We start from the raw sequence: 12255 nt of genomic DNA, 5'->3' as shown, positions 1-12255 counted from the left end.
TCGTTTACCTATTTGATCACAAGTTTATGAAACGGTCAAGAGATTGTCAAATCTAATTTTATGGAATATTGTTTATAATGATGGACGATATTTATCTTTAAAAACGCTCACCAGACAAAAACGGTTTTCCGTTTACTGAAGGATGAAACCAGGGTGTTTGTCAACAATCCGAGAGGCCGTCACCCGTGACGGCCTCCACTATTCGGTTACTTATTAATCGGAATCGCTTTCACTTGGCCATTTTCAACCGCTGCAATCCGCACATCATGCACCAATCCGCCGGCGTCGTCAATGCCTGTAATGTAGTACAAGCGATGCGCATCATCGAGATTGTCAATGGCTTCCTGGATGTGGCTGTGTATCGCCTCGGCGTCGGTCGTCGTTCCCGCCGCTTCCATCGCCTTGGCAATGATGAACATCGCCATGTAGTTCAGACCGGCTTCAGAACCCGGATCTTTGTTGTATTTGCTCTTGTATTTCTCGACAAAGCCTTTTACGCCAGGCGCGTCGCTGAGAATCAGAGGCAACGTGCCAATGGCGCCTTCCAGCGGCTCATACCCGCCCAATACGGCTGCCATTTCCTCCAGCTTTGCCTGATCCATGATGGCAAAGCCTCCCTTGAACCCTTGTTCGCGGGCCGCCTTGACGACCATCGCTGTCGGTTCGGAAGGTCCTCCGACAAACAACACATCCGGCTTCTTGCTCAACGCTTTGCTCACGCCGCTCGTAAAGTCTGTTTCCGTGTTGTAGTCCATTGGGTTCTCCGCCACCACTTCACCGCCGGCGGCCTCCCATGCCGGCTTGAAGAGCGCCGTCCAATCCTTGGCATAGGCATGCGTCCCCGGGACGAGAGCCACTTTTTTGCCGAAGCGCTCCATCTGATATTTGATGAACGGCTCGATATAACCGTCATACTTTGGCGGAATGCGCATGGTCAGCTTATTTCCCGTTTCCGTGATTTTCGGCTCGCTGGTGTAAGCCGCAATCAGGAACTTGTCCTGCTCATTGAATTGCTGGGCCGCAAAAATCCCGCCGCTGTGGGGTATAAAAACGACCGGTGCCTTGAATTCCTGAGCCAGGCGCTTGGCGTTGGCTGCCGTTTCACTGGGCTGGTACTTGTCGTCCAGCGATTCCAATTTAAAGGTCACCTTCTTGCCGCCAACCTCAATGCCACCGGCATTGTTTATCTCTTCAATCGCAAGCTCAAGGCCGCTCTGCACGTTTTTCCCGTAAAAGGCTGCACCACCGCTCAGCGGGCCGCTGTAGCCAATGGTGACCACTTCAGAACCGCCGCCGGCGTTGCCGCCTTCATTTTCTTGTTCTCCTGTCGTGCCTGTATTGGTGGGCGCAGCATTGCCACCGCAGGCCGCCAGAGAAAGTATCATCAAGAAAACGAATGCGGAAAATAACCCTTTTTTCAATCCTTTCATTGGTTACCCCCCTTGATAATCTTCTGAATAATTGATTAATGGTTGATGGTCATTTCAAAGAATGGATCGTATAGTCATTCTTTCATCCGCTATATCCCATTGCATGTCCCACCCCCCTTCCAGTATGCAGCATCGTGCTATGCTCCCAGGTAAGCTTGCCGAACCTGGTCGTTGTGCAGCAATTCCGCTGCGCTGCCCTGCATGACGATGGTACCGTTTTCAATAACATAACCCCTGTGAGCGATCTTCAGTGCCGCATGCGCATTCTGCTCGGCAAGCAAAATCATGGTTCCATCCCGGTTGATCTTCTGAATCACCTCAAACATCTGCTGAACGATCAACGGCGCCAGACCCAGGGAAGGTTCATCCAACAGCAACAGCTTCGGGTCTGACATCAAGGCGCGGCCGATGGCCAGCATCTGTTGCTGCCCGCCGCTGAGCGAACCGGCCGCCTGGCCTGAACGCTCCTTCAGAATCGGAAACAGCTCATAAATATACTCCAGTTTTTCCTTTATCATTTGTTTGTTCTTGCGATGAACGTAAGCTCCCAACAACAGGTTTTTATACACGGACATCATCGGGAACAGTTTTCGTCCCTCCGGACACTGGACGATCCCCATCCGCACAATGCGGTCTGCCGGCAGCCGGCTAATCACCTGATCCCCAAAGCGGATCTCCCCTGCAGACGGCTTCTGAAGTCCGCTAATTGTACGAAAGATGGTGCTTTTGCCTGCCCCATTGGCTCCCAAAAGGACGACCAGTTCGCCCGGACGCACCTCAAGGTCGATGCCATTTAGCGCCCGGTAAGCCCCGTATTTTACCTCAAGTTGCCTGATTGTCAGCATCCGCACCACCTCCCAAATAGGCTTCAATGACCGCAGGATTTTTTTGGATTTCCTCTGGCGTCCCCTCTGCAATCTTGGTCCCGTGATTGAGAACCATGATCTTGTCTGCCAGGTTCATAATCATTTTCATCTTGTGCTCGACCAGGCAAATCGTCAAACCGGATTGGACCATCTTGCGGATCAGTTCGGCCAGTCCATCCGTCTCCTCCGGGTTAATCCCGCCGGCGGGCTCGTCGAGCAATACGAGGGAAGGCTGTGTCGCCATCGCCAGGGCGATTGCCACCCGTTTCTTCGCTTCCTGCGGGATGTCTGCAACGAGCCGGTCGGCCATCCCTGTCAGACCGACAAACTCCAGCGCTTCGTACGCCTTTTCCCGGCTCTCCCGTTCCTCTTTCTTCAGACGAGGCGTGCGGAAGATGGCATCCCACAGTCCTGAACGGGTTCTTAACCGGTAGCCGACAATGATGTTGTCCAATACCGTAGCCTGTTCGAAAAGATGCGTGGTCTGGAACGTGCGGGCGATCCCCAGGCGGGCCACCTGATCGGGCCGCATCCGGGTAATGTCCTGATCCTGAAAGCGAATCCGTCCCGATGTTGGCGGGAAAAAGCCGCTGATCAGATTGAAGAAAGTGGACTTTCCCGCGCCGTTCGGACCGATAATGGCCGTAATCTTTCCCTTTTCTACCGTAAGATCCACTTCATTGACAGCCACCAATCCGCCAAACCGCTTTGTCAGTTTCTCAACTTGCAGCAACATCTGCCCTCACCCTCTATGATTTTGATCCTTCTTGAACTTGTTGAAGTGACTCCTTCACCGCAGGAGCTTTCATCTCAGGTGGCAACGCCTTGCGCAGCTTGTACTTGGCCCACAGGGTGCGGGCAGCGCCGACAATCCCGTACGGCATATAAATGATCAGCAGCACGAGTATCGGTCCGAAAATGATCATCCGGTAATCCTGCAGAAATTGCAGCGATTGCGTGATCCAAGTGATTAGCAGCGTGCCGATGAGCGGACCGGCCATCGAACCGATTCCGCCTACCAGCAAGTAGGTAAGCATGTCAAACGTCACTGTAATATTGCCAATCCCCGGCCCGAGGAAACGAACGAACGAAGCGTACAACCCTCCGGCCAATCCCGCAAAAAAGGTGGAAATGACAAATGAAAGCAGTTTGTTTTTCATCAAGTGGATGCCGATGGTTTGGGCCAGTTCTTCACTGTTCCGAATCGCGATAAAGCTTCGTCCGACCAGTGAATTGACGATGCGGTAGATGACAAAAATCGTCAGGACGAGAAAGAAAAGGACCAGGTAATATTGGGATGTCACGCTTTCAAAGGTAATCGGTCCGATGGCTCCGGGATAAGGGATGCCAATCAGGCCGCGCACCCCCTCCGTCAGTTCATCCCAACGTTCGATGAGCAAGAAGAGAATAAAGCCAACGCACAGGGTAAAAATGGCAAAGTAATGTTCTTTTGTTCGCAAGGAGATCAAGCCGACAAAAAAACCGATGATGGCTGTGATGATACAACCCAGAAGAAGCGCCGGCCAGAAAGGCACGTGGGCCTTGACCGTGAGAATCCCGGTTGCATAGGCTCCGATGGCAAAGAAACCGGCATGGGCGAGGCTCAACTGTCCTGTATACCCGGCCAGCAAATTCATCCCGTATACACTGATCGCCCAAATATAACCAAGCGTCATGACGTAGATGAAATATTCTCTCTGAACGACAAGCGGGAATAAAATGGCAATGGCCAGTAGAGCGAGTGTTCCGTATCTTTTTGCGACAGATATGCGCATTACTGGACCCCCTTCGCGAACAGCCCGGTCGGTTTAAAGGTAAAAATGATGACCAGAAGCAGGAATGCGATAATATCCTTATAATCTGTCGAAATAAAAGCCCCTCCAAATGCTTCTGCGAGGCCGAGAATGTAACCGCCTACAATCGCGCCGGGAATGCTGCCCATCCCGCCGAGTACCACAATAACAAACGCTTTCATGATCACCAGATGGCCCATCGCCGGAAACACGAGGTTAATGGGCGCAACCAGAGAAGCCGCAACTGTTGCCAATCCCCCCGCAATGAAAAACGTCATCATGGAAACCCGGTTGGCATTGATTCCGACCAAGAAAGCGCCTTCACGATTTTGCGCCATCGCGATGATCGTGGAACCCGTGGTCGTGTGCCGCAAGAAATAGTGCAGGGCCAACATCAAAAGAATCGCCGCCGCGATAATGATCAATTTTTGCTGCGTGATTGTCACGCCAAACAGGTTGACCACTTTGTCATAGGGAGTGGGGAGCATCTTGAATTCTGCTCCCCAAATGGCTTGTGCTCCAGCCTCCAAGAACAGCAACACACCGATCGCGGCAATCTTGGCGTGAATAGGGGTGGCATGTCGCAAGGGGTAGAACACAATCCGCTCCATCAGCACGCTTAAGAGACCGACCACGATAATGGACAACAGAATCGCCAACCAGTAGTTCCACCCCATGGAAATCGTGAATACATAGGTGGAAAAGGCCCCGACCATATAAATGGCGCCATGAGCAAAGTTTGGAATGTGCAGGATGCCATAAACAAGCGTCAACCCAAGGGCCACGAGCGTATACACGCTGCCCATCGCCAGTCCATTCAGCAATTGTTGTGCAATCATTACTCCATAACCCCCTATCCACTTCCGCTCACTGATAACAGTTACTGGTACTTGCGCAATTCCAGGCGGGCAATATCCCTGCGGTGCACTTCATCGGGACCGTCCGCCAGACGCAACGTCCGGATATGCGCCCACAGAGAAGCAAGCGGGAAGTCGCCGCTGACCCCCGCGCCACCATGCGCCTGGATGGCACGGTCAAGCACCTTCAGCGCCACATTGGGCGCCACCACTTTGATGGCCGCAATCTCCGCCCTTGCCGCTTTATTCCCTACCGTATCCATCATGTAGGCCGCTTTTAAGGTGAGCAGGCGGGCCTGTTCAATCTCGATCCGCGAATCGGCGATCCACTGCTGAATGACCCCTTGATCAGCAAGCGGCTTGCCAAAGGCAACGCGTTTCTTCACCCGCTCGCACATCAACTCCAGCGCCCTTTCAGCGACGCCAATCGTCCGCATGCAGTGGTGAATCCGGCCAGGCCCAAGACGCCCCTGAGCGATCGCAAAGCCTTTTCCTTCTTCCCAAATGATATTGGAAACCGGAACGCGGACATTTTCAAAAATCACTTCGGCATGTCCGTGCGGCGCGTGATCGTAACCGAAAACGCTCAACAGCCGCTTGACTTTCACCCCCGGCGTATCCATGGGAACCAGGATCATCGACTGCTGCTCATGCTTGGGAGCGTCAGGATTGGTCTTGCCCATAAAGATCGCAATTTTGCAACGCGGATCGCCGGCACCGGAGGTCCACCACTTGCGCCCGTTAATGACATACTCGTCTCCGTCACGGACGATGCTGGATTGGATATTGGTCGCATCCGAAGAAGCCACATCCGGCTCCGTCATCGCAAAACAGGAGCGGATCTCCCCGTTCAGGAGCGGGATCAGCCACTTTTGCTTTTGTTCCTCGCTGCCGTAGCGCACCAGCACCTCCATGTTCCCGGTATCCGGCGCCGAGCAGTTGAATACTTCCGGAGCGATCGGCGAACGACCCATGATTTCGCACAATGGGGCATATTCCAAATTGGTCAGTCCGGCTCCATATTCACTGTCAGGGAGAAAGAGGTTCCACAATCCTGCCGCCTTTGCCTGCGCTTTCATCTCTTCCATGATCGGCGGAACCTGCCATCGGTTTTCTTCAAGCTGCTGATAGTAGACAGGTTCATTGGGATAAACCACTTCCTCCATAAACTCTGTCAGTTTTTTCATTAATTTTTTTACCTTTTCCGAATAGTCAAAATTCATCTCCATCTCCCTTTCTGTCACTTTTTCTTGCAGAGAAAGTGAATAGGTATGCCTCAAGCTTCAGGAAATATGAAAACGCTTTTTCAAATATCAATTTAACCAAAATACCCCTATCATGTCAACAAAGAGTCTTAATTTTTTAGTTGTTGTAGAATGTATCCAATTATGTCTTTATAATATATTATTATTGATTGCACTTCTTCATCCGCGAAATCTAATATTTACGAATCTATACTTTGTTTTTGAATGGCGGTCACAACCTTTTCTCCCCGTTCCAAAAAGGTCATCAACAAACCCAGGCCCAATGCCGCCCCGGCAAATCCGAAAGCGGCGGCAAATCCATGATTCCAACTGTCAATCATCCAGCCGGCAATCATCGGGCCCAACAGCTGCCCCATGCCGAAATAAAAAGTGACATATCCCAACGCCGCCGGCACATCACGCATGTTCACCTGTTGACTGACGCTGGCCAGGAGCAGCGCGATCACCCCTCCCACGGTCAGGCCGAGCAACAGGCTGGCGATGAGAAAAGACAGAGCCGAATCGCGAAACATCGGCAGGAACAGCGCGACCATATTCAAAAGGATGGAAAGCCGGAATACCCCCCTTATCCCGAAACGGTCAGCCAAGATTCCCCACAACGGCCCGCTGAGAATCCCCAACAGTCCATTGAGAGAAACCCATGTTCCTGCCAAGGCGGGCGTCATCCCGGCATGGATCATAAATGCGAGCAGAAAGGTGGGCGGGATGAGATAAGAGAGGCCAATGGTGAAATAGATCCAGCCGTAAAGCAAAACGCGCGGATTGAGATAAACGGCCGCGCGAAGATCCGGGCCAATGTCACGGGCTCCTGGCAGGTTGTCATGGCTCTTTGCCTCGCCAGCACTCACATCCTGCATTTCCTCATTCAAGTCCCGCTTTCTCTTCACTGGAGCAAGGGTGAGGGCCAGCGCAAAGGTGAGCATCCCAACGACGGAAAAAAGCAGCCAGGCATCCCGCCAACCCCGTTCCGGGCTTAAGTGGTTTAAAAAAGGGACGATAAACCCGACCACCAACATCCCCACCCCCGCACCACCGGAAATGATGCCCGTCACAGTAGCGCGAATCTGCGGATAACGCTCCATAAAATAACCGACCAACGGCGTGTAAGAGAAGGAAGTGCCCACCCCGGCAAGGAACATCCAGACCAAAGCCGTCCAGAAAGACTGCGTCCACCCCAAAACGAACAGGCTGACTGTGCACAGGAGAAGGCCTGAAGCAAACGTGATTTTGCTGCCGATTCGGCTGGCCACAGCACCGGCCGGTATGACAAATCCGACATAGCCCAGCGCCGTGGCCGCACCTAAAATCCCAGCCTGCGTATAACTAAGCCCCAGGCTTTTTTGCATGAAAGGCAGGATCACCCCATAGGCAAAGCGCGCAAATCCCAAGACGACCAGATTGATCAAAATGCCGATTGCCAGTTCCCGGACCAGCGTCCAGCGCCTATTCACAGGAATTCCCCTTTGTCAACATCCATCTCCCGAAACTACCTCGCAACCCATCCGCCATCCACATGAATCACCTGGCCGGTGATATAGGCAGACGCATCGGAAGCGAGAAAGACGACAGGCCCCGCCAGATCTTCGATATCGCCGATCCGTCCAAGCAGGGTCTGGCTGACGATTTCCTCATAGCGTTTCTTGTCGGCCAGCCAGTCTCTGGTCATGGGCGTACGAATGTATGCCGGAGCGATGGCATTGACCGTGATCCCATAAGGCGCCAGCTCGGCTGCCCAAACCTTGGTCAACTGATTGATGCCTCCCTTGCTGGCCGCATAACTGGTCTGCATGGGCATGCCAATCGTCCCCAGAATAGACGAAATATTGATGATTCTTCCCGACTTTTGTTTGACCATCTGACGGGCAACCGCCTGGCCGACGAGAAAAATCCCCTTGAGATTGGTGCTAATCACGCGCTCCCAGTCCTGCTCCTCCACTTCCAGGAGCGGCTTGCGAATGTTCATACCCGCATTGTTGACGAGAATATCGATCCTTCCCCAGGCGGAGACGACCTGGTTCACCATTTGCTCCACCTGCTCTTTTTGCGTGACATCCGCTTGCAGGAAGAGCACCCTGCGCCCGAATTTTTCCAGTTCCCGGCGAGCTTGTTCCCCATCTTCCCTGTTTCTGCCGACTATCGCCAGATCAGCCCCGTAATGCGCCAGGGCCTGGGCCATCCCGTAGCCGATTCCCTTGGTTCCACCTGTCACCAACGCCGTTTTTCCCTGGACATCAAGCGCTGGAATGTTCACCGCTTCACCCCTTTTCCGTCTCTGCCAAGATAAACCCGCGGATTAACCATCCACAACCGGCACTTCGTCACGAAATAATCTTTTCGGCCCGCAGCTTTTCTATCGCGGCATCGTCATATCCCAGTTCCTTCAAGATCTCCTCATTGTGCTCACCCAGCTGCGGTTCCGGCAAACGGACCTGGGCGGCTGTTTCCGACAGCTTGATGGGAAACCCGATCTGCCGGATGGTTCCGAGAACAGGATGATCCACTTCCATGATCATTTGTCGGTGCTGTACCTGCGGATCCCGTGTCATCTCCTCCAGGTTGAGCACCGGTGCGACACAGGTATCCCGGCCCTCAAACACATGCAGCCATTCCTGCAAAGGCTTGGACCGGATGATCTCGCCAATCTCCCGCTTCATCCGCTCCTGCTCCGGCAACGGCGCATCCAACAGCGGGATCAGATCGGGACGGCCGATCGCCTTGCAAAACACTTCCCAGAACTTGGGCTCCAAAGCCCCTACTGAAAGATGCCGGCCATCCGCCGTCTCGTACACGGCGTAACAGGCTTTCCCGCCTGACAGGGGCAATGTCCCCCGTTCAGGCAATTTGCCGGATGCCAGGAACGCCGGCAGGCTGGCCTGTAACCAGGCGATCACCCCGTCCGTCATCGAGATGTCGACAAACTGGCCTTTTCCCGTCTGGTTCCTGGCAAGCAGCGCCAGCAAGATCCCGACCGCCGCCATCATCGCTCCCCCGCCCAGATCGGCCACTTGCACGGAGGGAAGAACGGGATTTCCCTCCCGTTCTCCCTGCAGTCCCAACATGCCCGCATAGCTGAGATAATTGACGTCATGTCCCGGCAAATCAGCATAGGGCCCATCCTGTCCATACCCTGTAATGGCGCAGTAGACCAGCCTGGGATTAATCTCCCGCAAATCGGAATACCCCAGCCCCAAACGATCCATGACCCCCGGACGAAACGACTCAACCAGCACATCCGCCTGCTTGACCAGCTCGCGAAAGACGGCTTTCCCCTTTTCCGTCTTCAGGTTCAGGGCAATACTGCGTTTATTCCTGTTCAGCGAGACAAACATGGCCCCCAACTTCCCCTGCAAAGGCGGCATCCAGCGGGCATAATCCCCCAGATCGGGGTCCTCCACCTTGATCACGTCAGCCCCAAAGTCGGCCAGCAGCCAAGTGCAGAAAGGCCCGGGCAACAATCGCGTCAAATCCAGCACACGAAATGAAGCCAATGGCAACATCACCAAAATATCTCCTCCACTTGTCAAGTTCAGCAATTTCTGGATGTCTTTCCTTATTATAAACTATCTGAATTAACCACCTAAATAAAGCCGCCGGACCTCATCGTTGTTTTTCAGCGCCTCAGGCTCACCTTCCAGGGCGATCCGGCCGTTTTCGAGGACGTACGCATAATCGGCAATCTCCAGGGCCTTGTGGGCGTTTTGCTCCACCAGCAAGATGGACGTCCCCTCTTCATTGATTCGTCGGATGATCTGAAATATTTCCTGGACAATATTCGGCGCCAATCCCAGAGAAGGTTCATCCAGAAGCAGGATCTTCGGACCGCCCATTAATGCGCGGCCAATCGCCAACATCTGTTGTTCCCCGCCACTAAGCGTCCCGGCAAGCTGGTTTAGCCTTTCCTTCAGACGGGGAAACAGGTTCAGAACGCGTTCCATGTCCCGCTTGACCTGTTGATGATCACGGCGGGCGTATGCGCCGATGCGGAGGTTTTCCTCCACGGTAAACAACGGGTAGACACGACGGTTTTCCGGACAGTGAATGATCCTGCGCCGGACGATCTCACTCGGCTTTCTTCGGAGCATCGATTCGCCATCCAACTCATAACGTCCGCTTCTTGGCGTCACCAAGCGGGAAATCGTTTTCAGCGTTGTCGTCTTCCCCGCGCCATTGGCGCCAAGGAGGGTGACAATAGCGCGCGGAGGCACTTTCAACGAAACGCTCTTCAGCGCGTGAACATGACCATAAAAGACAGAGATTCCATCAAGTACCAGCAACCGCATCCACCTCACCCAGATAGGCCTCGATGACCACAGGATTCTTCTGCACCTCGTGGGGAAGGCCTTCAGCAATTTTTTTGCCAAAGTTCATCACGATGACGTAATCGGAGATCTTCATGACCATGGACATGTCATGCTCAATCAGGAGCACCGTATATTTCAACTCTTTCTTAAGAAATAGGATCAATTGGCTCAGCCGTTCCGTCTCCACCGGGTTCATCCCGGCCACCGGCTCATCCAGTAATATCAACTTGGGATCGGCCATCATCGCCCGGCCGATATCCACCATTTTCTGGTACCCAAAAGGCAGGTTATGCACCTCTTCTTCAGCCAGATGGGAAATCCCCAACATCTCCAAGATTTCGCAGGCCCGCTTTTTGGCCTCCCGCTCCTCTTTTCGCACCGAAGGCAAGCGCAAAGCAATGGGAAAAATGTTTTTCTTCATCTTAAGGTGCAGCCCGATGAGCAGATTGTCCAATACGGTCATTTTGGAAAACAACTCCACATTTTGAAAACTCCGGGCGATCCCCAGTTGAATCACCTGATGAGGTTTATACTGCAACAGATTTTGCCCGTTAAAGAACATGTCCCCTTCCACCGGGGTATAAAAGCGGCTGATGCAATTGAAGACGGTGGTTTTTCCCGCGCCGTTGGGGCCGATGATGGAATAAATTTTCCCCTCCGGCACCTCCATGCTCAACCGGTCAATCGCTGTCAAACCGCCAAAGCGGACCGTCACATCCTTAAACGTTAACATACTTTTCTTCGGCCCCCTTCTCCAGCTCTCCTGCCTCTTGCTCCGAAACATCCCCACTCTGCCTTTTCTTGGCGGAAAACAGTTGTCCCAGCGAGACCAGCCCCTGCGGCCTGAACAAAATGATCAGCGCCATCGCCAGGCCGATCACCAGGTTGGTCACCCCGACAAACTGGCTGGTGAAGTGGGGAATCAAGGTGAAAAGCACCGCTCCGAGAATGGCGCCCGGCAATGAAGCAAGGCCTCCCACCACAATCATCGCCAGAAGCATGAACGAAGTGGTGGCCGTAAAGTCATTGGGGCTGATGAAACCGACCCAGTAACCGTAAAGGCCGCCAGCCAGCCCGGTAAAAAAGGCGCTGATGACAAACATCACGGTTTTGTAAAAGGCGACGTGAATGCCCATCGCCTGCGCCGCCACCTCGCTTTCCCGGATCGCGACAAAGGCTCTCCCCAATGCGCTTCTCAGGATGTTGTAAATGATCCAGGTAATCAGCACGATGCTCACCACAACCACGTAGTAAAACTTGAATTCGGTATCGAAAAGCACGGGTTTGTTGACGAAAATGCCCGAATACCCGCCCGTCAGATCATCCCAGTTCAAAGCGATCTGCGGGATGGACAAGCCAAAGCCCAATGTCGCCACAGCCAGAAAATGCCCGCGCAAGCGAACGGCCGGCAGCCCGATCAACAATCCGATTAAGCCGGTAACCACTCCCGCCAGGAGCAATGCCAGGATGAAAGGCATGCCCACTTTGGTCGACAAGATGGCTGCCGCATACCCGCCAACCGCCAAAAAACCGGCGTGCCCCACCGACACCTGGCCACCGAAACCGGTCAGCAGGTTCAATGCCATCGCGGCAATGGCATAAATACACATCATGGCAAACAGCGTCATGTAATAGTTGGACTTTCCTACCAAAAACGGATAAACCGCCAGAAGGACCAACAAAACAACCAATGCAATCGGTTTCCATCTCAATCTCACGCTATCACCACACCTCTCCGCCATA

General features: G+C 53.4%; 12 protein-coding genes. All 12 read right to left on the bottom strand.

The features are described from left to right. Positions 1-206: 206 nt before the first annotated feature. Positions 207-1430 (bottom strand): ethanolamine utilization protein EutJ, encoded by a 1224-nt coding sequence (locus BAA01_05695; protein ID OUM84635.1) that lies wholly within the window; start codon positions 1428-1430, stop codon positions 207-209. Positions 1431-1567: 137 nt separating this feature from the next. Further along, positions 1568-2275, bottom strand: a complete 708-nt coding sequence (livF, locus tag BAA01_05690) for a branched-chain amino acid ABC transporter ATP-binding protein (protein ID OUM84634.1) — start codon at positions 2273-2275, stop codon at positions 1568-1570. Further along, entirely contained in the window at positions 2253-3032 is a 780-nt protein-coding gene (gene livG / locus BAA01_05685) for a high-affinity branched-chain amino acid ABC transporter ATP-binding protein LivG (GenBank protein ID OUM84633.1), read from the bottom strand. The genes livF and livG overlap by 23 nt, the downstream gene beginning before the upstream one ends. A 13-nt stretch (positions 3033-3045) precedes the next feature. Beyond that, the gene (locus tag BAA01_05680) at positions 3046-4071 is read right to left on the bottom strand and encodes an ABC transporter permease (protein ID OUM84632.1); all 1026 of its coding nucleotides are present in this window, start codon (positions 4069-4071) and stop codon (positions 3046-3048) included. Next, a complete protein-coding gene (locus BAA01_05675) occupies positions 4071-4928 on the bottom strand; it encodes an ABC transporter permease (protein OUM84631.1) in 858 nt (285 codons plus the stop codon). The genes BAA01_05680 and BAA01_05675 overlap by 1 nt, the downstream gene beginning before the upstream one ends. 41 nt (positions 4929-4969) lie before the next feature. After that, entirely contained in the window at positions 4970-6169 is a 1200-nt protein-coding gene (locus tag BAA01_05670) for an acyl-CoA dehydrogenase (GenBank protein OUM84630.1), read from the bottom strand. Positions 6170-6390: 221 nt separating this feature from the next. Beyond that, a complete protein-coding gene (locus BAA01_05665; protein ID OUM84629.1) occupies positions 6391-7662 on the bottom strand; it encodes a hypothetical protein in 1272 nt (423 codons plus the stop codon). Between the two features lie 35 nt (positions 7663-7697). Next, positions 7698-8462: a 2-deoxy-D-gluconate 3-dehydrogenase gene (locus BAA01_05660; protein ID OUM84628.1), complete on the bottom strand. Its 765-nt coding sequence runs from the start codon at positions 8460-8462 to the stop codon at positions 7698-7700. Positions 8463-8529: 67 nt separating this feature from the next. Then, entirely contained in the window at positions 8530-9714 is a 1185-nt protein-coding gene (locus tag BAA01_05655) for a carnitine dehydratase (protein OUM84627.1), read from the bottom strand. 66 nt (positions 9715-9780) lie between these two features. Next, positions 9781-10485: an ABC transporter ATP-binding protein gene (locus BAA01_05650; GenBank protein OUM84626.1), complete on the bottom strand. Its 705-nt coding sequence runs from the start codon at positions 10483-10485 to the stop codon at positions 9781-9783. After that, positions 10472-11245, bottom strand: coding sequence for an ABC transporter ATP-binding protein (locus BAA01_05645; protein ID OUM84625.1), 774 nt, complete (start codon positions 11243-11245; stop codon positions 10472-10474). Before BAA01_05645 ends, BAA01_05650 begins: the two co-directional genes overlap by 14 nt. Beyond that, a complete protein-coding gene (locus BAA01_05640; GenBank protein OUM84624.1) occupies positions 11232-12254 on the bottom strand; it encodes an inner-membrane translocator in 1023 nt (340 codons plus the stop codon). The genes BAA01_05645 and BAA01_05640 overlap by 14 nt, the downstream gene beginning before the upstream one ends. Position 12255: the final 1 nt, after the last annotated feature.

It is taken from the genome of Bacillus thermozeamaize (genome assembly GCA_002159075.1).
GTDB classification, from domain to species: Bacteria; Bacillota; Bacilli; order ZCTH02-B2; family ZCTH02-B2; genus Bacillus_BB; species Bacillus_BB thermozeamaize.
Note: the sequence above shows the minus strand (reverse complement) of the source record. Positions and strands in the feature narration are given on the sequence as shown.